The sequence below is a fragment of the Paenibacillus alginolyticus DSM 5050 = NBRC 15375 genome (genome assembly GCF_000422905.1).
In the GTDB taxonomy this organism is placed as follows: Bacteria; Bacillota; Bacilli; order Paenibacillales; family NBRC-103111; genus Paenibacillus_E; species Paenibacillus_E alginolyticus.
In genome coordinates, this window is sequence record NZ_AUGY01000016.1 from 42,380 (window position 1) to 64,382 (window position 22,003).

A 22,003-nucleotide genomic window follows, 5' to 3' on the forward strand; every position below is an offset into this window, starting at 1 on the left:
TTAATCTTATTTATTATAAGGAATCTAAGGAAGCAAAACAATGTGCCGCAGCTTGGGAGTGACTGTCGATTCATCATTAAGCCTCCTCGCAACTGGTAAACATAACTCCAAAATTTGATTTTAGAGTTGTTCAGGCAGCTTTGTGAGGATTTATAGACTATAGTAGTTACCAATGTTGTATTTTCCTCCTTCAACAATTCACACGCCAAAAGGCTATTTTGCAACTTGAAGTTGGAGTTTGCACAACGAAGGGGAAAGGCGAGATTTAGACAGCAAATTTTGCACTAAGCTTTATCGACTGCCCTCTAACTCAAAAACATATAAATTCTGACGTATTAAAAAGGGATAGCCGTATAGGCCATCCCTTTACATGTTTTTATTTCGAAGTTTCAGCGTAATAGGTCGGCTGCATACGGGTAAACTGGTCTTGATTTTGTTTCATGGGGTTAGGATCAGCAGCTGTGCTAGGAGAGTCTGCATCGAAAGCCATTAGGAGCAAGAAGCAGCAAGCGGCCATAATGAGCAGCAGATTCAGGATTTTCATCACATTGATATCCTCCAGAACTGTTCGTTTTGCTCCAAGTATAGCCAAGTTTCATCAACCAGATGTTTGTTCAGATTAAAGATTTTGTAAAGGTCGATTATCCTAGGAATGACTGAAGCATCCAGCGGTGCTTTTCCAAGGAAGTTTGAATGGCCAAAAACATGTCGGAGGTCGTATCATCTTGAACCTCTTCACAAGCCTGCATGCCCGCTTTTAATTCTTGCGTAAGGATCGTGAAATCTTCGATAACAGCTTCAACCATTTTCGTGGCGGTTTCTGTACCCAAAGCCTCTTTTAAGGAGGACAATTCCATAAAAGCTTTCATTGTAGCCGCCGGCTGACCACCGATAGAAAGCAAACGTTCAGCCAGCTCGTCCACGTGAAGGGCAGCTTCATTGTACAACTCTTCAAATTTAACATGCAGTGTGAAAAACTGATTGCCTTTCACATACCAATGGAAGTTGTGCAGCTTAACATAAAGCAAACCCCAGTTTGCAATTTGCTTATTCAGAATAACTTGGATAGATTGGGTTAAGGACGTTGTCACCATATTTAGGCCTCCTGATCTTTGTTTATTCGGTAATATTCTGTTCATGTACGCGTTAATTTACGTTAGAAACACTTATTTTATGTAATTTGTGCAACATTTCTAAAGTTAGTATTTCAAGCAGCTACATTTTGTCTTATACTAGGAAAAGACGATTAAAACACAGTAAGTTAGTTGGAATTAAATCCAATGAATCATAGGAGGTTACTACATGTCCACTTATCATCCTTTAAGTGAAGCTCAAGCTATTGAATACGCACGTCAAATTCCAAATTTGTTTCAACCGGGCTCAGATTTAACTAGTCATGAAATCGGCGACGGCAACTTAAATCTCGTTTTTCGCATATCGGAAACAGCTACAGGAAAAAGTATTATTTTAAAACAAGCCCTTCCTTATGCCAAAGTTGTCGGCGAATCCTGGCCGTTAACGCTGGACCGTGCACGAATTGAAAGTGAAGCGCTATTGATTGAAGAAGCCCTGAATCCTGACCTTGTACCTCACGTTTATGCCTATGACGCCGATTTGGCGCTTACCGTGATGGAAGATTTGAGCGATCATGTCATTATGCGCAGAGGGCTAATTGAACATAACCAGTACCCGCTCTTTGCTGAGCATATCGGTCGTTTTCTAGCAAATACATTGTTTTTCACTTCCGATCTAGGCAAAAACCAACAAGAAAAGAAAATCCAGCAAGGTCGATTCATCAACCCCGAGCTTTGTAAAATTACTGAGGACTTGATCTTCGATGATCCGTACCGCGATGCGGATACGAATAATATCGAAGCGCATATCCGCGATGCGGCAGAACAGCTTTGGGCGGACAGCGAACTTCACTTTGAGGTAGCTATCCTTCGCAACAAATTCCTTACGAGTGCACAAGCGCTCCTTCATGGCGATCTGCACACAGGAAGTATCTTTATCAAACCCGATTCCACGAAGGTAATTGATCCGGAGTTCGCTTATTATGGGCCGATGGGCTTCGATATCGGTGCAGTTCTCGCGAACCTGCTCCTCAATTTCGCAGCTCAAGAGGGCTGGAGTACGGATAGTGAGAGCCGTACTTCCTATCGTGCGTATTTGCTTCAAACAGTGAAAGACGTATGGACTCATTTCGAAACGAATTTCCGCGCTTTATGGGATGAGCATGGTGTAGATCGTGTATTCCAAACGCCTGGCTATCAAAACTTCTTCATGGCCAATTTGCTTCAAGACACAGTCGGATTCGCCGGAGCCAAAATGGTGCGCCGCATTGTGGGACTTGCACATGTGGCTGATATTGATAAAATCGAAGATGCAGCTGCAAGAGAGCGTGCACAGCGCTTGGCATTAGCCATTGGCACTTCATTCATTCGTACTAATCGTCAAGTGAAATCCATCGATGAGCTTATTGCCATCGCCACCCAAGAATCTACTGCAGAAAGAGGACTTGTCCTATGACAAACACAAACAACAAAGATTTAGACGTGCAAAACCTTGAGAATCAAGGTGCCTTGCAATCCTTGCGTTGGAATGGCAAGCAGCTTGATCTGCTCGATCAACGGCTGCTGCCGGAAGAGATTGTGTATTTGCCGCTGGAGACACCGATAGAGGTGTGGGAAGCAATCCGGCATTTGAAGGTTCGCGGCGCACCAGCGATAGGAATCGCCGCCGCGTATGGGGTCTACCTCGGCATCCGTGAAGTGGATGCTCCACTCGACGGGCTTCTGGCGGAGGTCCAGAAGCAAGCGGACTACCTGGCGACATCGCGTCCGACAGCCGTGAACTTGTTCTGGGCGCTCGATCGCATGCGAGCGCAAGCCGTAGCTTTGGCAGCTGCTGGCGGAAGCCCATCTGCCTTCAAGGAAGCTCTCCTGGACGAAGCGCAGAAGATTCAAGCTGAGGACGAGGAGACGAACCGCCTGATCGGCGAACATGCGCTAACGCTGTTCGAGGATGGATTCGGCGTGTTGACGCACTGCAACGCCGGGGGCTTAGCGACAGCCAAGTACGGCACGGCGCTAGCGCCGTTCTACTTGGCTAAGGAAAAAGGCATGAACATCAAAGTGTTCGCCGATGAGACCCGGCCCGTGCTTCAAGGCGCACGGTTGACCGCCTTTGAACTGCAGCAAGCAGGCGTTGACGTGACGCTGATCTGTGACAACATGGCCGGCGCGGTCATGTCGAAGGGCTGGATCCAGGCTGTCATCGTAGGGACAGACCGTGTTGCGGCAAACGGTGACGTTGCCAACAAAATCGGCACCTACAGCGTAGCCGTGCTGGCGAAAGCGCACGGCATTCCGTTCTACGTGGCGAGCCCTCTCTCCACGATCGATCTGAATACGCCTACGGGAGGAGACATCCCCATTGAAGAGCGTCATGAGGATGAGATTACGCAAGGCTTCGGGAAACGTACAGCTCCACTTGGGGTGAAAGTGTTTAATCCAGCCTTCGACGTGACACCTAACGAATATGTGACAGCCATTATTACCGAAAAAGGTATTATACAAGCTCCTTATACAGAGAACTTGCGGAAGCTGTTCGAATAAAAAATAAGGCTGTTCCCTGCGTAGACAACTCTACGAGGGAACAGCCTTATTCTTTTAAACAGGATTTAATTGTTGATCACGATATTGATTCGGCGTGACACCATGTGCTTTCTTAAAGACATAATGCAAATAATTACTTGATGCAAAGCCATTGCTTTCCGCAATTTTGTCAAGGGTCAACGAGGTTTGAAGCAGCTCGCTGCAAACGTGTTTCAAACGCACCTGTTCCAAGTATTCGCTGAACGAGATGCTCGCCTGCTCTTTGAAAATGCGCTGAAGCTGCCTTGAACTGATCTGTAAGCGTTCAGCTACGCCTTCAAGCGTCAGTGGACGACGGAAGTTATCCTCAATAAACTGAATAGCAAGCTGATACCGATAGCTCTTCATATCACGTGCAGGCAGGTTCAACCCCTGCTGGTCCGCTTTATAGGCCCCCACTGTTCTTAACAGCATTTGCACAATGGATTGCTTAATGATCGTGTACTGCCCTAATTGATTGCTTCTCCAAGCTTCATAAGCGATAAGAAAGCATTTCATGGCTTCCTGTCGGTCTAAAGCAGGAACATGAGGAAGCTCGCTCAGTTGTCTTAAGCAAGCATCAGCCTCAGCAATCTCCCAAGCTTCTCCCCATGCTTCAGAAACGGGCTTAGAATCTCGCTCATCTTCACCTTGATCCAGCTTTACAATATCCACATGCAGACATAATTCACCCATCGCTTCCCGCTCATCGGACTCTTGACGATGACTGACGCCTGGTGCTGTTACATAAAGCATGCCTTCTTGAAGGGGATGCGTAACGCCGTCCAGAATCACCCTGCCTTTGCCATAGGGGATGTAATGAATTTCATACTCGGAATGTTGATGAAAATCTATGATCGTTCCTGCAGGAAAGGAAGTCAGATGACAGCGCAGTACCCGAAGTCCATAAGAACCCCACCTGAAACTTAACTCCAAGCGATCCAATGCCATTGGATTCTCTACCATGGGTTCGAAGTAAAATGGCTGGCTCATCCGTAAACCCTCCTTTCCTACCTGCTAAAATTACTGGTTTAGTGAATCAAGTCGTACTTGCTGTTTGGCTGCAACGGAACGATTAGAAGCTTCCATCAGCTTCGTGAGATCCACAGCTAGCCCAATATTTTCAACCGCTTTAGTCCCATTTTGAATATGCGCTACCCATTGATCGAACGCAGATGGCTTCGCTTCTGGACCATTCTCATAGGCTACCCATTGCGTGCTTGCCTCTGCAAGCTTTTTCGTACGAAGCAGGACTCTTCCGTCATGGTCGGAATAAAGAACACTGCCATCCGTACCGTGAACTTCAATCACAAACGGCGAAGCTGCGTTCACAAAACCAGCTTCAACGATACCTAATGCTCCATTTGCATACTGAAGGGTTGCTACAGCATTATCCTCAACTTCTCTGCCTGTTACATAGCCATAAGAAGCGCTTACAGCTTCAGGAAGACCCAACAATAAACGAGTTAAATACATTGGATGACAACCGAGATCAATTAGTGCGCCTCCGCCACATTGTTCTGCATTGTAGAAATGCGCTGGCAGCCAACCGTTCGGATTTTCATTCGTGGAAATGCCGCCATTGTGTGATAAGCGTGTTCGAACGAGTGTAATCTGACCCAATAATTCTTTTTGGACAATTTCTTGAATCGCTAACGTATACGTTGGATTCAAACGAGGCAATGAAACGGTCAAGGTCACACCCGCTTCATTAACAGCATTCAGAATCTCATTCACTTCATGTAAGGTTGGTGCAATAACTTTTTCTGTGAAAATATGTTTACCTGCCTTCGCAGCAGCGATCATTACGTCTCGGTGTAGGTTGGTCGGTGTATCCACAACAACAGCATCAATTTCCTTATTCGCTAATAACTCAGCTAGATCTGAGTAAAAGCTCACTCCACGCTTCGCAGCCTCATCTTGCCCACGTTCTGGAAGCTCATCCCAAACCGCAACAATCTGAGTATCTGGATGTCCCTCTACCTGTTTTGCATAGTCATTTGCATGTACGTGCCAAAAACTTAACATCGCTACTCTAATCATGTTAACCTCCAAATAAGTGACTTGGTCTCATTGTAACATGCCATAACATCTTGATAAATTTCGAATTAGCGACAGATAGAGGTGCAAAATAGCGACATCTTTTATTACTTAGTTACAGGAACCGCATTGTAATACTCTTCCATTGTCAAGCCTTTGGCTGCTAGTTCTTTCGAAACATCTATACCCACATAGCGAATATGCCATGGCTCGTATTGATAACCGGTAATCGATGATTTTCCTTTGGGATAACGAATAATAAAACCATACTCCGCCGCATGTGCTTCAAGCCATTTCGCTTCCTTGGTCCCACCGAAGCAATCTTCGGCCGCGCATTTCCCGTCACTGCCCGTTACATCTATAGCTAGCCCAGTCTCGTGCTCACTCGTTCCAGGAACAGCGCTGTACATTTTGGCTTTCTCCTCGCCGTCTTTAAGCACATAACGCTGGAAAATAGATTTCTGCGTCGCATAAGAGCGATACGCCGAAACGCCAGCAAGGTGTATGCCATCCTTATCAGCCCCAGCAAAAAGCTTTTCGATCGCACTGGCAGCGTCTTTGCGCATTTTACGTTTTTCATTTTTCTCAGCAAAAGTAAAAGGTATGTCGGGGTATACCAAATCCGTCGGCTCGTAGCTAGAAGGCAATGAATTTTGCTTATTTACTAGAACAGTTATACTCTCTGGTTTGGCTACAACTTGAATAGCTCCACTCTTTGGCGGAACAGCTGAAGTTGATGGGGAAGCCGTAGGAGTATTTGAGGGTTTCGGAGTAATGGAAGGCGATGGAGAAGGGCTCGGAGAAGGTGTAGGACTTCCCGCACTAACCGGCGGAGTCGCCGTCGCAGCAGGGCTAACCGAAGGAGCTACTTCCCCCTTACTGCATCCTGATGCTATGGATAACGCCACAAATATGGCGAGTGAGTATGTCATCTTGTTGTTCATGATCTTTGGAATGCCTCCTCAACTAATAAAAAACTTACATAGAAATAGACTTCTGAGCTCGTGCAAAAGTTGCATCGCAAATGAGAAAACCTCTATCGAGGCCAATCAAGGATGTGCGACCGCGTTTAGAGGTAGTTTTATCGCCAATAAGAACGCGGTTTTCGGGATCCGAAAACTTATACTTTCTGGCGTGGACAAAAAGGCTGTAATTTTAGGTTTTGAGCCTAGATTACAACCTTCTTATTTTATGCGTATTCGTATTAGGTTACAAGTTTATCATTCGTAAAATAATTCCTTTGCTCTTCTAACCTTGACTTGATGCAATCGCTTGCTCCAAATCATAGATAATATCTTCGATCGCTTCCGTACCAACGGACAATCGAATAAGTCCTGGAGACACCCCCGCAGATACTTGTTCCTGCTCATTCAATTGTGCATGCGTCGTGCTTGCCGGATGAATAATCAACGACTTGGAATCTCCAACATTCGCTAAATGTGAGAATAGTTTTACAGCATGTATCAGCTTCTTGCCTGCTTCAATACCGCCTTTGATACCAAAGCTCAAGATAGCGCCTTGGCCCTTCGGCAAGTACTTCTGAGCAAGCTTATAGGAAGGATGGCTTTCTAAGCCCGCATAACTAACCCACTCTACGGAGTCATGTGACTCTAAATATTCAGCAACTTTAAGCGCATTGGAACTGTGGCGTTCCAAACGCAGATGCAGAGTCTCAAGCCCTTGCAATAATAGGAACGCACTATTAGGAGATAAGGAAGCACCTAAATCTCGAAGCAGCTGAACCCGTGCTTTAATGATGTAGGCAATTGGACCGACAGCTTCGGTATAGACGACACCGTTATAACTTGGATCAGGTTTCGTCAAACCAGGAAATTTACCGCTTGCAGCCCAATCAAATTTACCGCTGTCTACAATAACTCCCCCAATAGTAGTTCCGTGTCCACCAATGAACTTGGTTGCAGAGTGAACAACAATATCGGCCCCATGCTCAATCGGTCTAAGCAGGTAAGGACTCGGGAATGTATTATCAATAATTAAAGGAATGCCATTTTCATGTGCTATAGCCGCTACAGCCTCAATATCGAGAATATCCCCCTTAGGATTACCGATCGATTCCGCATAAATGGCTTTGGTCTTGTCCGTAATTGCACCTCGGAAGTTTTCCGGATTGCTCGGATCAACGAATTTCACTTTAATGCCTAGTTTAGACAATGTATTTGAAAATAAATTATATGTACCGCCATACAAGGAAGAAGCTGAAACAATTTCATCTCCTACTTCGGCAATGTTCAAAATTGAGAAGGTGATGGCTGCTTGTCCTGATGCTACAGCAAGAGCGGCTGGGGCACCTTCCAACGCGGCAATCCGCTTCTCAAATACATCGGTCGTAGGGTTCATAATACGCGTATAAATATTGCCGAATTCTTTGAGCGCAAATAAATTTGCAGCATGGTCCGTATCGTTAAACAAATAGGACGTCGTTTGATAAATCGGTACAGCCCTTGAATTGGTCGTCGGATCAACCTGTTGACCTGCATGAATCGCTAGCGTTTCCGGTGAATACTGGCGTTCTGAATCTGACATTGCACATGCCTCCTAGGATAAAAATAAAATGAATTAAAGTTGCCATGGATAAACTCGATAATTCCTACTGGAATAGTATACAATTATTCTAATGGAAATATCTTTGTAAAGTCAATATAACATATTGGGATTTATTTCTATATCATTTTCGATAGGCTGTGGATACTCATAGCTGGAACGGCCTTTTTCAAGATTAGTCTGGCGGAAGAAGGACAATTCGTCCATCTTCCATCGCAACGCGAACTTTATTCGTAGTAGAAGCGCCTATAGATTCTAGGAAGTTAGCTGGAATTTGCAGTCTACCTGCCTTGTCAATGACCGCATATTCGACATGAGAATCGCCATCAGCTGCAATGATACCTTGCTCAAGCTCCAGCAATTCCTCTTGATATGATTTGCGCCGCAGTATCTCCGAGGAGGTTTTACCGTCACGTATCGCAACGACGCGGTCTACTTTCTTAGCTAGAAGCGGATCGTGGGTAACGATTACAACCGTTAAACCGAAGCTGCGGTTCAGCTCTCGGAACAGATCGAGAATTTGATTCGCCATCTTCGTATCAACTGACCCTGTCGGTTCATCAGCAAGCAAGAGCCTCGGCTGATTTGCGAGCGCAATAGCAATTGCTACCCGCTGCTGTTCACCGCCAGAAAGCTCATTTAGCTTATTTCTTCTTCGGTGGCTCAAACCTACAGCTTCCAGTAAATCTAATGCCAGGTGGCGCTTGCGTCGTCCCTGCAGCAGGATGGGCAGCTCTACATTTTCTAAAGCTGTCAAATAGGGAATCAGGTTGCGGGCATTATTTTGCCAGACGAAGCCCACGGTCTCCCTTTTATACTTCACCAGATCGGATTCTTTAAATTTCAACAAATCCTTCCCATCCACATGGAGATTGCCTGCCGAAGGTCGATCTAACCCTCCCAGCATATTCAACAGCGTCGATTTGCCACTGCCACTGTTGCCGATAATCGCCATCAGCTCTCCCTCCTCAATGTGGAGATCAAGCCCTTGTAAAGCGACGACTTCAATGTCAGCCGCTTTATAAATTTTAACTAGATTTTCACAGTGAATCATCCTTAATCCTCCCCAAGCTTAACGGCTTGATGAATTTTAATTCTGGACAGCATTGTTCCGAGTAGGAGTAGACCCGCCCCTATCATCACAGTGACAATGACGTACAAATGCAGCTGATCCTTCGGATCAAAGCTCACTTGAAAAGGCGGCACTTGACTGGAAGAATCGAAAGTTAATTGGAATAAAGGAACAAACAATCGGCTGGCCGTATTCCCCGTAATCATGCCTATTAGAACAGCTGCGCCAGAAGTTAATAATTGTTCAGCGATAAGCATTCCAAGCAGCTGCGCAAAAGAAATACCCATCGCCCGAAGCACACCGAATTGTAAGATCCGTCCGGACAATGAAAGCACCCAATACAGGAGAAACCCAATAAAGCTTATGCCAATCGCAATCAGGAAACCAAGCGTCATAACGCCATTCACAGCCAGCTGGAATGGATCATTCTTGGAGAGAACCAACATTTGTTTCGTATCTATCAAACTTGAGAGGGAGATATGTTTAAGCTCTAATTCCTCATACAAAGCTTGACTGGTCATATCTGGTTTTAGCTTAAGCCAGACATCATACGGCTCTACAGCCATGTTATTTTGAATGTAAGACAGGTGCCCAACAACTAGCTTCGGTGCATCCACTTTACTTTGCTTCGTCGTGTCAGAGCTGCTCCCTGTTTTGGTTCCAGCGGTTAAGATCGGATTGGGATTCCAGCTCGGCCAGTAATCAATAATCCCATACACAACACAAGTGGCTCCCTCCACATCATTCCATCCTAAATGCACCACATCGCCCACTTTGGCTCCAGTTTCCTCTGCAATCGACTTGGAAATCAGCACGGCTTTGGAATTGCCAGCCAGTAGGTTTAAATACTCATAAAAGTGATGATCGAGCAAATGGTCGCGGAGCCAAGCCGTTTGACCAAATTCATCGGTATCAATGCCCATGAATGCTGTTTTTTTCGTTTCTTTGCCAAGCGCGAAATAAGCATCTTTCTTATTAAACACCCGAGCCGCTGATTCTACGCCTGCCAACTGTGTAAAGGGCAAGAACGGAGGTTCCGTATATTGGACACGCTTCTTAACAAGAGGGATTGAACTCGCTTCCCCCGGAAAGCCAGACGGCCCTGATTGCGGAGGCGGTGCATCATTGTCCCATTTGGTTTGCAGAACAATATCCGCCCCATTCTTATAACGGATCTTCTCTTCAATATTTTTATTCATCGTCCTCGCTGCGCTGGCACTAAACAACCCTGTTGCAAGTGTCATGATGATAAACAGCATAATGAATTGATATTGTGTGGTTGATCTGGCAACTTGGAGCAGCGTTGAATACAAATAGGGAGGCCACCATTTTCGGCCGATGAGATAGAGCAGCTGAATGACCCATGGATATACTCGCAGTAGGAACAGGCCCATGGCGAAAATGAACAAAGCCGGGACTACGAAAAGAAGTGGATCTACTTTCATGTCCATAGAGTCAAGACCTAAGGCTACCAGATCATTCATCCGTCGGTTAAAGCTTTGTAATAAATAAATAGAAACGGCCAATAAGACAACATCGAGAAACATTTTATGTACAAAAGAGAGCTTGTTCTTTCTCGCCATCGTTTGTTTATGGCTAACAATTGTAGCGCGTGTGGCAAGTACAGCGGGAATAAGAGTCATACCAACCGATGCGGTTACGGCAATTAAAGCGTATTGATAAGCCTCCTTATTCAGCTTGACCTCCATCGCTGCGCGCTGGACAAACGATAGGAATCCATTCGATGCACCCAATATTTTCGTTAATTGCAGGCCAATAAGAGGGCCGACTAGAAGGGCAACTCCTCCTAATAAAATACCTTCTAACACATATCCCAGAAGAATCTGAGTCCGGCTAGCTCCTCTGCTGCGCAGCACGGCAATCTCTGTTTTCTGTCGTTCTGTAATCAAATTGGCAACCATGAATAAATAGAAGGCCAATAAAATACTAATGGGCACATTAAGCGACCACAGCATAATTCTGAGCTTTTTCTCCTTCTCACCATACAATTTCAATGTGGTAATCGCTGGATTTTTGACCGTATATGTGTTGAAATGACTGCTTAAGAAGCTGGTTATCCTTGCATGAGTGTTGGCGTAGGCTTCAAGTCCTTCCAACTTCAATTGATGATAATCCAGCATGTAATTCCAATAGGAAAATGTGTTGGGAAAACTTTTGTTCTTCGTAAAATCTTTCTCAAATAAGCCAAAGGGAAGGAAAAATTTTGTGCGCGAGTCGCTCATATTATTCGTCCAATAAAGATCCGCATAATCGGCACGATCGATGACAGCAACCGGCTTTATTCGAATGGTTTGTTTTAATTCTTTGTTAACGATGGTTAATTCATTGCCTAGTACGATTTTTAATTGCGTCAACAGCTCCGGGAATACCCACGCTTCATAAACACCATCCACAGGTTCCGTAGAAGGCATGACACCGTCAACGATGCGAATATGCTTTTCCAACTCTGACATGGCTGTTAATTCAGCAGACCGGTTCACTTTAGTATCTACTTTACTTGGATCGCTAGGTGTAAGCTCGAAATTTACGGTGCTGCGCGTTATCGTGGATAGGAGAATCGGCAAGCCAAACTGCTGGCTTTGTTCTGCCATAAAGGCATCTGTTTCCGCTAATAGTTGATCTCCGTTTTCTTCCATTAAGTAGGCAGAATTATACGCATTCCCTGGATATTGCTGCGTGTTGGTTTGTAGAACTTCCAAATCTTTGATCAGCATGCGCTGTAAAATGGCGTGTGTATAAATGGGCATTGAGCTAGCAAGTGCGACAGATACAATAAGCCCTACTAATAAACTAAGCTCTAGCCAGCGGTTTTTGACCATTTTACGGAGAATCATCAGAAATAAAGCCATTGCTTTCCTCCTAAAGAATGCTAATTATTTAAAATAACATTCTGACCTTCCTTTAGTCCGGTTCGGATTTCCACTTCTGTCGGTGTTACAAGCCCTTTCTCTACATCGACTTCCTTTCGACTTTCACCAACCAACACTTGAACGTAATCCCTACCTAGGTAGCTCCGAAGACCTGTTCTTGGAATGACGATGACATTTTCTCTTTTCTCAACGATAATCGTTATGTCTCCTGATGCACCGATCACCGCTCCTTCGGTTCCATCAGGAACCCCAACAATAATCGTTTTAGCATTTCTTTCAGCTTGCGCTTTATTGTCGGTTGGAGGAGAACTTGAAGGCGTTCGCAGCACTTTACCTTGTATTTTATTTCCAGAGGATCCGATCTTCACTTCAACATCCATGCCGACTTCAATACCGGAAAGAGCACCTGTATCTGTAGATTCGTAAGATAGCTGCAGCTTTGTAGGATCAGCGAGGACTACAAGCGTACTGAAGGCATCCACGACAGCTCCCTGCTGTGCATCGGTTAAGTAAGTTACAACTCCCGCGGAATCGGCCGTCAGCATCGTCTTGTCCAGTTGGTCTTGGAGGGCTGCCAATTGAAGCTGCGCGGCTTCAACATCTATGGCTTTCAAACGGTTCAGCAGCGCTTGGTCGGGATCAACCTGCCTCGTTTGCACACTAGCAATCTGGGCTTTCTCCAGATTCAGTTTTTGGAGAGCAATCCGAGTTTCCAAATCACCCTTTTCCAGTTCGGCAAGCACATCCCCAGGCTTAACAGTATCGCCTAGTTTAACGCGCAATGCAGCTAACCGATGACCTGACTCTTTAAAATAATAGTTGGTTGTGCTGCTGGACTTAAAAGTCCCAACAACACTGACCTTCCTCGTTATACTGCCTTTCTTCACTTCGTAAAGGTCGAAATTTTCTTTCACCGGTTTGACTAAAGGCGGTTTAAGCGCTTCCTCTTCTTTGGGCAGCAGCGAGCAACCTGCTAATAAAAGCACAGCACTTGTTATTAGAACAAGCTGGGAAACGAGTTTATTAACCTTCATCGACAATGGTACCATCCTCCAATGCATACACTTCATCTACAATTTCCATAATTGCGAGATCATGCGTGGTCAAAATAATAGTCATTCCATCCTGCACCAAATCCTTGAAAAGTTTAAGCACCTGGAGTCCCATTCTACTATCTAGCTCAGCTGTAGGCTCATCTGCCAAAATTAACTTCGGCTTATGCGCTATGGCCCTAGCAATCGCAACCCTCTGCTGTTCTCCGCCAGAAAGTTCGTAGGGACGATGCTTCATTCTCGGCTTCAATCCTACGAAATCTAACGCCTCTTCGGCCAAACGCTTGTATTGATTGGGGTGAATACCCGAAATACGCAATCCAAACTCTACATTCTCGTAGGCGGACATATGAGGCACCAAGGCAAAGGATTGAAAAATAAGACCGATCTGCTTCCGCCTGACTTCATTGCGCTTGGACTCGGATAGACGGCTAATCTCCATCCCTTCTAAATAAACCGTACCTTCCGACGGATGGTCGAGCGCCCCTAATATATTAAGCAGCGTTGTTTTACCGGATCCGGATCTCCCGCGCAATGCGACTAATCTGCCTCTAGGAATACTTAAATCAGCTCCACGCAATGCGTGAACAGCTCCCGATCCTTTCCCAAAAACACGCGTAACGCCAATTGCTTGCACCATGGGTACTTGATCTTCATACGTTTTCAAAGCTAGCACCTCTTTAGAATTGGAATCGAAATGACCAGGCATAGAAAGAGAAATGCACTTCTTTGGAAGCGCTTAAATGAATGAATTGAATGGATGGAATAAATCACCTTTATTCTCAATATAAGATAGTTACTTTCATTATAAATCTATCTTTTGTCAAAAAGATACAAATAAAAAAGAGGATCAACATGTGATCCTCCCCGCTTGCTTCTATGCTTTTAAAAAGTGCTATAGCACTTTAGACAAAAATGATTTCGTGCGTTCCTGCTTGGCATTTTCAAAGATTTGCTCTGGCTTTCCTACTTCGACAATAACGCCTTGTTCCATGAACATTACGCGGTCGCCGACCTCGCGAGCGAAGCCCATCTCATGTGTGACGACAACCATGGTCATCCCTTCTTTGGCCAGCTGCTTCATGACAGCAAGCACTTCCCCAACCATCTCAGGATCAAGCGCTGATGTTGGCTCATCGAACAGCATAATCTTCGGCTCCATAGCGAGCGCCCGTGCAATAGCAACACGCTGAGCCTGACCGCCAGAAAGAGAGTCTGGAAGGGCATTGGCTTTATCCGCCAGCCCTACTTTATCAAGAAGCTCCAGCGCTTTCTTACGTGCTTTATCTTCCGGCCATTTTCTCACTTGAAGAGGCGCTAGCATGATATTATCAATGACCTTCATATGCGGGAACAAATGAAACCGCTGGAAGACCATACCGAGTTCCATACGGATCTCATTGATCTTATTCATCGGATCCATAATCGATTTACCTTCAATCAAGATACTGCCGCTATCCGGCTGTTCTAGCAGGTTCAAACAACGTAGAAATGTCGATTTCCCTGATCCGGAAGGTCCTATCACAACAAGAACCTCTTGATTCTGAATGTCTGCACTAATATCTCGCAGGACGACATTATCCCCGAACGATTTTTTAAGATTTCTTACTTCAATCATAGCGGTCATAGCTCTACACTTTCCTTTCCAGATAAGCAAGCAGCTTGCTTAGAGAGTAAGTGAGAATGAAATAAATAAGAGCAGCTGTCAAATAAGGTTCCCATACTTTAAAATATTGGCTGCGCATCGCATTGGACCAATACATCAATTCTGGCGCTGCAATGACAGCGAACAGGGAAGAGTCCTTAATAAGCACGATAAATTCGTTCCCAAATGGAGGAATCATACGTTTAATCGCCTGAGGCAAAATAACCGATTTCATGGTTTGGTAATGGGTCAATCCTAGCGAATGCGCGGCTTCTGTTTGTCCTTTATCGATGGATTGAATACCAGCTCTGAAAATCTCGGCCATGTAGCCTGCTGAATTCAGAGATAAAGCAACGATTGAAGCGATGATCGCATTCGTTGTTCCTATGAATAAGGGAACGATTCCAAAGTGGACGAGTAATATTTGAACGAGCAGCGGTGTGCCGCGGAAGAAGTTTACATAAATACTAGTTGGCCATCTTAGGTAGCCACGGTGAGACATTTTACCCAACCCAACAGCCAACCCTAAAACCGAGCCGAAGAGGATGGAAAGAATGGATATGCCAATGGTCCAAAGCGTACCCTTCAGTAATAAAGGTATATATTCAATAATGATGTCAAAACGAAAATCCATTCCACACTTCCTTTCTTCTTTATTCTGCTATTTAAAGAACAAAAGCATGCGCGAGGTTGAAGTCACGCATGCTGTTGACCTATTATTTTTGTTCAAGTAATTTCTTTGTATCCGGATCTTGACCGAACCATTTTTTGTACACTTTTGCATAAGCGCCGTTCTCAATCACTTTCTTGATCGCCGGGTCTAGCTTTGCTTTAAGCTCGCTGCCTTTAGGAAGCAGAATACCGTAGTACTCAGACTCAAAGTTTTTCGGATCAGAAATCGTGACGAATTTCTTGTTTGGATTATTTTTCACATATTCACGAACAATAGCAATATCAGCGACAACTGCGTCTACACCGTTATTTTCAAGCTCCATTAAAGCTAATGTGTTATTATCCAGACGTTTCAAGGATGGGTTCTTCTCACCCATAATTTTGCTCATCAGCGTATCCGCCGTTGTAGAAATTTGAACAGCTACTTTCTTGTCTTTCAAGTCTGCCGCGCTTTTGATCGGGCTGCCTTCTTTAACAAGAATCATGTTCGTAGATTCGAAGTAAGGAATGGAGTAATCGTAAGTTTGTTTACGCTCGTCTGTAATTGAAACGCTGGAAATTCCTGCTTGAAACTCTTTACCTTGCTTCACACTTGTTAACATGGTATCCCAGCCTGTGTTCGTGACCTCGTAGGAAAGACCTGCTTCCTTCATCACTTCTGCAAGAAAATCGATATCAAAGCCTGTCATCTTATCTTTATCCATATATTCCATTGGTGCATAGGCAGCGTCAGTAGCGAATTTATACTTCGTGCCACCACTTTGTTTAGAACCACAACCTGCTAGAGCAACAACTAAAACTGCACTTAGTAATAAAAACATTAATTTTCTCAAAATTATTCCCCCGTTCTATGTAATGGACGAATCATATTTTAACACTTGGTCAATAAAATAACAACGCCTTTGTTAAGGAATTTTGTTAGAAATATATTGAAAATGGCTCATTTTTCACATTTTTAGGTATATGCACAAAGGTATGAAAACAGGTTGGTCATCATGCATGCTCAAATAAATAAAAACGCCGAGATCCTAAGATCCCCAGCGTTCTAATTTTATCATTCAAACTACCTTTACATCATTTTCAAAATGGCTTCCCTTCCTGTCATCCCAGCAACAATGCCCAAATCTTCTGCGGTGTGTGTTACCGATTCAAGCGGCGCTTCCAGAAGTTCCTCAATCGTGCGAACCCCCGTTGCCCGTGCCGCCACAATATTCCTATCCCTTAAGCGTTCATTGAGCAGCGCAACATCGAGTGCGCCACACATAATGTAACCTTTATCCGTAGTCACAACCAGCAGCGTTGTTTTCGGCAGTTTAACTTCTATAGCAATTGCTGTATGTCCTTCAAGGAGAATGGGTTCTACGCGCATCATGCTCTGCACAGCTCCTCTTCGCAGTCTTACGGTAGTATATGCGCGCTCGGCTAGTACGGTGTGAGAAAGGTTTGAAAAATTTCAGGCGAATTCCCAGATTCATGTAAAAAGCAAGCTATTTTTGGGCATGATATCATGATATAGTAAGTGCAAGAGTAGTTTTTGGCCGCAAGGAGGCTTTATGAGTCAAGGGAAAGCAAACACAAGTCCGAATGGACATCTATTTACCGTCGAAATTTTGATTGAAGACGCCACCAATGGCCTTGCCATGGAAAAGCTCCTTCATCTTCTGAATGTGAACACAGTCAAGGATTACCAAATCATTAAAGGCATTCAACTTGGCAAGTTGATTGAACTTAACACGAAAAATGAGAGCCCCCCTCCGTTACAACCAAGTAAAAAAACGACTGCTGTCCCACCTTCTAAGGAAACAGCTCCGGCGAAAGCCACCACCAACACTGGAGCTTCAGATAAAATTATTGAGCAATTGGAAAGTTTCAAAGCGAATAATACGTTAATCCGTTTAACGGTCATTAAAGGACAAGGAATCAAGCTTAATCTTCCTTGTCGTATTTTGAATTTTGATAGCAGTAATCAAAATGTATCGGTGTATCATGTAGATGAGAAGAAGGTCTACTTATTCAAATTGAATGAAATTGATGATTATGTCGCATTTTAAATAAAAGCAAGAGGGTATCCTAGAATAAGGATACCCTCTTGCTTTTATTTGGCATGAACAGACGCAGCTGAAGCGTTCGGAATACCCGTTTTTAGCATTTTTTCTAGTTCATCCGCACTTACGGGTGGACTAAACCAGTAGCCCTGCACCTCATTACAGCGATTCTCATGCAGGAAATGCAGTTGATCTTCGGTTTCTACGCCTTCAGCAATGACCTTCAAGTTCAGATGGTGCGTCATCGCAATAATCGTGGCCACGATGGCCGCGTCATTCGGATCCACCATGATATCTCGAACAAAGGAACGATCGATCTTCAGCTTATCAATCGGAAATTTCTTTAAGTAGTACAGCGAGCTGTAGCCTGTTCCAAAATCATCAATGCTTACATTCACACCTAGCTCCTTAAGCTCTAGTAAGGACTGAATGGCGTGATCAACATCCATTGTCATGCTTTCGGTGATTTCAAGCTCCAAATACTGCGGATCAAGTCCTGTTTGTTCTAAAACATGTCTGATCTTGCCTTTGAGATTATGCTGGAAAAATTGCCGCATAGATAGATTCACAGATATCGGCATCATCGGATACCCTTGATTCTGCCATGCTTTATTTTGCTTACATGCAGCGCGCAGTACCCACTCACCGATCGGAACGATCAATCCGGACTCTTCAGCAAAGGGTATGAAATAGTTTGGAGAGATGAGGCCTTTCTCCGGATGATCCCAGCGAATCAAAGCTTCAACACCGACAATACGCCCCGTCTCAATGTCGACCTGTGGTTGATAGTATAAGACGAACTCATCTCCGACAATCGCCCTGCGAAGCTCACTCTCCAGCTTGAGTCGATTTATTGAAACGGACTTCATGTCCGTATTGAAGATCTGAAAGTCGTTGCGCCCCTTCTCTTTGGCTCTGGCTAAAGCAATGTCTGCATATTTCATAAGTATATCCGCGTCATCGGCATCATCCGAGGATATCGCAACGCCGATACTAGCTGTTATATGTAATTCATATTGTTCTAAAAGAAACGGCTTCTCGAGGACACGATTAATCTCTGCTATAACCGCAATTACGTCATTAGAATCGGCTACGTTCGTATAGAAAAAGGCAAATTCATCGCCTTCCGTACGTGCCAAATAATCATTGTCCGTGACACACCTCGTGAAACGTTCCGCCAGCTGCAGCAGCAGCATATTTCCATAATCATACCCAAAGCTGTCATTGACCAGCTTGAAGCGATCGATGTCCAAATAGAAGACTGCTACCTTTTGTCCAATGGATTTGGAAATACTTAGCCGCTCATTCAAGTTATCTCGGAACATGCGCCTGTTCGGCAGACCTGTCATATCATCATAATAAGCCATATAGCGAACTTGTTCATCGCCGCGCTTACGTTCAGTGATATCCTGGCAAATCAGTATATTGCCTTTGGAATTAGGCTGCAAATCAACAGGAACAGCGGTAACGTTCAAATCCACTCGGTAGCCGCTTTTATGAATGACAGCTGTTTCGAAGGTAACAGGAGTCCCGCTTTTCACTTGTTCAAGCTGGCTGCTTGTCCGCTCCAGCTGTTCTTGTGTAACAAAGCTGATAAACGGTTGATTAAGCAGCTCATCTACGGAGTAGCCTAGGATCGTTTCTGCGGCTAGATTAATCCGAATAAATTTGCCCGCTTGATCAAAAATACCAATCGCATTCGGATTGTGCTCGAATAAGGAATCAAGCACATTCAAATACATGTGATCTCGCGGCATGTCCTTTTTTAAGGATTGTGTACTTCCACCCTTTCTAAACAGAACGACTAGCAGCACTAGTGAGGTAAGTAAACAATTCCATACAGCATACGGCTTTACGTAAAAGCTTACGAATATCGCGACTAACAAATATCCGCCAATATAGAGCCGGTTTTTCACAAATTAGCCTCCTCTTACTGCTCACTATAGGTAATAGGAAGCGTCACACTGACAACCGTTCCTTCTCCCACTTTACTCTCAACAACAAACTGGCCATGATGATCCTCAATGATTTTATTCGTAATCATGATGCCAAGCCCAGTCCCTTTTTCCTTCGTTGTATAGAAAGGCTCTCCAAGTCTAGCCAGTGCATTATGCGGTATCCCATGCCCTCTATCTTGGAACAATACTCGCACGGCCTTGTCTTCAATTGAACATAGTTGAATATCGATTTGCCCGCCATCTGGCATTGCTTCCATCGCATTTTTGAGCAAATTAATGAAGGCTTGCTTCATTTGGTTTTCCTCACAAAGAACAAGCGGCAAATGATTCTCCATAGCAACAACGAATTGAATATTACTAATAATGGCTTGTGTTTCAAGCAGGGTTATGACACTTTTAATTATATTCTCGATACTTTTGGGCTGGTAGTGTATGAATTGCGGCTTAGCCAGAACGAGCATCTCTGTCGTAATCAGCTCGATCCGTTCTAGTTCGGACATCATAATATCGTAGTATTCTTTCTTATTTGCAGCACCCTGCTGAAGAAATTGCATAAATCCCTTGAGCGTAGTCAATGGGTTACGAATTTCGTGAGCAACCCCAGCAGCAAGCTGCCCGATAAGGGACATCTTGTCTGACTTGCGGAGCAGCTCTTCTGTGCCCTGCCGCTGAGTAATATCAATAAATGATAGGACAACTCCAATGATTTGATCTTGATCCAAGATCGGCGAAATCATATATTCAACCGGGAACGAGTCTCCATTTTTTTTGTAAAAGAGCTCGTTTGTACACTCACAAACCCCTTCAAGCATCGTTCGATATAAAACTTTTTCATACTTGAGTTGCAAATCTTCACCAGTACCATACGCACGTGTCAAAACCTGATAAGGATTCTTTCCCATCATTTCTTCGTAGGTGTACCCCGTTAAGCACTCCGCCGCTTTATTCCAAAACGTAGTGCCAAAATGCTCATCGATGCCAAACAAGCCCTCTGAGACGGCATTTAGAATGAGTTGATTTTGGTTTTGATTCAGCAGGGATTGATAACTGCGCTTACTTTCCTCAAGCTTCTGCTCCAAACGCTTTCTTTCTGATACATCTTGAATCTGAACCCATGTAAGGCTAGGATTAGCATCCGTATCACGAACGATGGAAACTTGAACCATTCCCCAAATGATGGAACCATCCTTATGGACATAGCGATTCTCTTTTTGAGAAGATATCCGCTCGCCAAGAAAGGTCTGTTTACATAGTTCTTCATAGATTGCCACATCTTCAAGATGGGAAATCTCTTGAATCGGCAGACCAATCAGTTCTTCTTCTGTGTAGCCTAAAAGGCGGCAAAATGATGTATTCACCCTGAGTAACCTGCCGCCAGACTAACGATTGCCATTGCGATGAGTTCGCAGCCAAACAATTGATGATACAGCTCTTGGCTTGTGAGCAGCTTTAGTTCCGAAGCAATTGACTTTCCCGTTTCTGATTGGTTCCCCATGAAATCAACCATGCGCCACATCCTCTCAATGAAGGAAGAATGATCGTATCCGTCATGGACTACTTTCTACATGATCCGCGCTTTTTCCTGCTAAGCAGACACAAAACAATGAAAAAAGAGTCAGATTCCCTGACTCTTTCCAATTTATTATTTGTAAGCAGCTATGGCCAGAAGTATCCATCCAACCAAGAAACTCAGTCCGCCTAACGGGGTAATAGGTCCAAAAACCTTGAGTCCAGTCAAACTCAGCGCATATAAACTTCCTGAGAATAGGATAATCCCAATAAAAATGGCCCACCCTGAGGCGTTCACCATAGAGCTATTTGCCAGTTTATCCGACAATAAAGCAATAAGGATGAGCGCTATAGCATGAATCATGTGATATTGTACACCGGTCTGAAACACATCGATCTTATCCGGAATCCTTTGTTTCAAATAATGAGCCCCAAACGCGCCTAGAGCAACAGAAAGAAACGCATTCACACTGCCTAACAGTAAAAAAAGTTTCATCATTTTCGTCTTCTTTCCTTCCGTAACGATTGAATTTACTTACTCTACTTCGCCAATATCATGCTGTCCGACAATTAACCGTACGGGCTCCAAAAAAACACGAGTTACCGAAGGCTTTTTAATAAGATCGAGCTCAATGTCTACAATCTTGTTACGAGCGGTTTTGCCTTCTCTTTTGTCATAAACAACATCAAATTGCTTCAGGCCAAGTTGATAAATCACAACAGATGAACCAATCGTTAATGCATTCGATTCAAAATCGCCATGGTCAAATAATACCTCAGACAAAATCTCTTCATTCATATCCACAATCGTAACATACTGGAAAAATTGGTAACGCATTAAGGATGTCCCCCTTTATAGATAAGTATGGTTACCTATTCGCTGAAAAATGTCGAAATTCCTGCTAATTTCATGATTCCCCTC

22 protein-coding genes are annotated in these 22,003 nt (G+C 44.2%); 3 read left to right on the forward strand and 19 right to left on the reverse strand.

Annotated elements, in window-relative coordinates; genetic code table 11:
- Window positions 1-376: 376 nt before the first annotated feature.
- A complete protein-coding gene (locus G519_RS50070) occupies window positions 377-547 on the reverse strand; it encodes a hypothetical protein (protein ID WP_154669559.1) in 171 nt (56 codons plus the stop codon).
- A 94-nt stretch (window positions 548-641) separates the two neighbouring features.
- Window positions 642-1,094, reverse strand: a complete 453-nt coding sequence (locus tag G519_RS0109015; protein WP_036632463.1) for a Dps family protein — start codon at window positions 1,092-1,094, stop codon at window positions 642-644.
- 208 nt (window positions 1,095-1,302) lie between these two features.
- On the opposite strand from G519_RS0109015, the gene mtnK reads away from it, so the two are divergent.
- Window positions 1,303-2,529, forward strand: a complete 1,227-nt coding sequence (gene mtnK, locus G519_RS0109020; protein WP_029194397.1) for an S-methyl-5-thioribose kinase — start codon at window positions 1,303-1,305, stop codon at window positions 2,527-2,529.
- Window positions 2,526-3,617: an S-methyl-5-thioribose-1-phosphate isomerase gene (mtnA, locus tag G519_RS0109025; protein WP_036632464.1), complete on the forward strand. Its 1,092-nt coding sequence runs from the start codon at window positions 2,526-2,528 to the stop codon at window positions 3,615-3,617. Before mtnK ends, mtnA begins: the two co-directional genes overlap by 4 nt.
- 54 nt (window positions 3,618-3,671) lie before the next feature.
- On the opposite strand, the gene G519_RS0109030 is transcribed toward mtnA, so the two are convergent.
- The 12 genes from G519_RS0109030 to G519_RS0109090 all read right to left on the reverse strand — a co-directional run bounded on the left by G519_RS0109030 (window position 3,672) and on the right by G519_RS0109090 (window position 16,941).
- Window positions 3,672-4,628, reverse strand: a complete 957-nt coding sequence (locus tag G519_RS0109030; protein WP_029194399.1) for an AraC family transcriptional regulator — start codon at window positions 4,626-4,628, stop codon at window positions 3,672-3,674.
- A 30-nt stretch (window positions 4,629-4,658) separates the two neighbouring features.
- Complete coding sequence (locus tag G519_RS0109035) at window positions 4,659-5,678, reverse strand: Gfo/Idh/MocA family protein (protein ID WP_029194400.1); 1,020 nt, start codon at window positions 5,676-5,678, stop codon at window positions 4,659-4,661.
- A gap of 104 nt (window positions 5,679-5,782) precedes the next feature.
- The gene (locus G519_RS0109040) at window positions 5,783-6,619 is read right to left on the reverse strand and encodes a M15 family metallopeptidase (RefSeq protein ID WP_029194401.1); all 837 of its coding nucleotides are present in this window, start codon (window positions 6,617-6,619) and stop codon (window positions 5,783-5,785) included.
- A gap of 304 nt (window positions 6,620-6,923) precedes the next feature.
- Window positions 6,924-8,219 carry a homocysteine synthase gene (locus tag G519_RS0109050; RefSeq protein WP_029194403.1) on the reverse strand — a complete coding sequence of 432 codons (1,296 nt, stop codon included), beginning with the start codon at window positions 8,217-8,219 and terminating at the stop codon, window positions 6,924-6,926.
- A gap of 193 nt (window positions 8,220-8,412) precedes the next feature.
- On the reverse strand, window positions 8,413-9,291 hold the full coding sequence (locus tag G519_RS0109055; RefSeq protein ID WP_029194404.1) for an ABC transporter ATP-binding protein: 879 nt from the start codon (window positions 9,289-9,291) through the stop codon (window positions 8,413-8,415).
- A 2-nt stretch (window positions 9,292-9,293) separates the two neighbouring features.
- Entirely contained in the window at window positions 9,294-12,179 is a 2,886-nt protein-coding gene (locus G519_RS0109060; RefSeq protein WP_029194405.1) for an ABC transporter permease, read from the reverse strand.
- Window positions 12,180-12,199: 20 nt separating this feature from the next.
- On the reverse strand, window positions 12,200-13,234 hold the full coding sequence (locus G519_RS0109065) for an efflux RND transporter periplasmic adaptor subunit (RefSeq protein WP_036632483.1): 1,035 nt from the start codon (window positions 13,232-13,234) through the stop codon (window positions 12,200-12,202).
- On the reverse strand, window positions 13,224-13,892 hold the full coding sequence (locus G519_RS0109070) for an ABC transporter ATP-binding protein (RefSeq protein WP_051253279.1): 669 nt from the start codon (window positions 13,890-13,892) through the stop codon (window positions 13,224-13,226). Before G519_RS0109070 ends, G519_RS0109065 begins: the two co-directional genes overlap by 11 nt.
- A gap of 255 nt (window positions 13,893-14,147) precedes the next feature.
- The gene (locus G519_RS0109075) at window positions 14,148-14,870 is read right to left on the reverse strand and encodes an amino acid ABC transporter ATP-binding protein (protein WP_029194408.1); all 723 of its coding nucleotides are present in this window, start codon (window positions 14,868-14,870) and stop codon (window positions 14,148-14,150) included.
- 13 nt (window positions 14,871-14,883) lie between these two features.
- The gene (locus tag G519_RS0109080; RefSeq protein ID WP_029194409.1) at window positions 14,884-15,531 is read right to left on the reverse strand and encodes an amino acid ABC transporter permease; all 648 of its coding nucleotides are present in this window, start codon (window positions 15,529-15,531) and stop codon (window positions 14,884-14,886) included.
- Between the two features lie 82 nt (window positions 15,532-15,613).
- On the reverse strand, window positions 15,614-16,402 hold the full coding sequence (locus tag G519_RS0109085) for a basic amino acid ABC transporter substrate-binding protein (RefSeq protein WP_409372001.1): 789 nt from the start codon (window positions 16,400-16,402) through the stop codon (window positions 15,614-15,616).
- A 236-nt stretch (window positions 16,403-16,638) separates the two neighbouring features.
- Window positions 16,639-16,941 (reverse strand): YunC family protein, encoded by a 303-nt coding sequence (locus G519_RS0109090; RefSeq protein WP_029194411.1) that lies wholly within the window; start codon window positions 16,939-16,941, stop codon window positions 16,639-16,641.
- Window positions 16,942-17,122: 181 nt separating this feature from the next.
- Here G519_RS0109090 and G519_RS0109095 point away from each other — a divergent pair, with 181 nt between their 5' ends.
- A complete protein-coding gene (locus G519_RS0109095; RefSeq protein WP_029194412.1) occupies window positions 17,123-17,620 on the forward strand; it encodes a hypothetical protein in 498 nt (165 codons plus the stop codon).
- Window positions 17,621-17,664: 44 nt separating this feature from the next.
- Here G519_RS0109095 and G519_RS0109100 read toward each other — a convergent pair whose 3' ends face one another.
- The 5 genes from G519_RS0109100 to G519_RS0109120 form a co-directional block, all read right to left on the reverse strand.
- Window positions 17,665-19,530: a sensor domain-containing protein gene (locus tag G519_RS0109100; protein ID WP_051253273.1), complete on the reverse strand. Its 1,866-nt coding sequence runs from the start codon at window positions 19,528-19,530 to the stop codon at window positions 17,665-17,667.
- A gap of 14 nt (window positions 19,531-19,544) precedes the next feature.
- Complete coding sequence (locus G519_RS42365; RefSeq protein ID WP_051253274.1) at window positions 19,545-20,930, reverse strand: PAS domain S-box protein; 1,386 nt, start codon at window positions 20,928-20,930, stop codon at window positions 19,545-19,547.
- Window positions 20,927-21,079 (reverse strand): hypothetical protein, encoded by a 153-nt coding sequence (locus tag G519_RS50075; RefSeq protein WP_154669560.1) that lies wholly within the window; start codon window positions 21,077-21,079, stop codon window positions 20,927-20,929. Before G519_RS50075 ends, G519_RS42365 begins: the two co-directional genes overlap by 4 nt.
- A 135-nt stretch (window positions 21,080-21,214) precedes the next feature.
- Window positions 21,215-21,577, reverse strand: coding sequence for a DUF423 domain-containing protein (locus G519_RS0109115; RefSeq protein ID WP_029194414.1), 363 nt, complete (start codon window positions 21,575-21,577; stop codon window positions 21,215-21,217).
- A gap of 39 nt (window positions 21,578-21,616) precedes the next feature.
- Entirely contained in the window at window positions 21,617-21,919 is a 303-nt protein-coding gene (locus G519_RS0109120; RefSeq protein ID WP_029194415.1) for a hypothetical protein, read from the reverse strand.
- Between the last annotated feature and the right edge of the window lie 84 nt (window positions 21,920-22,003).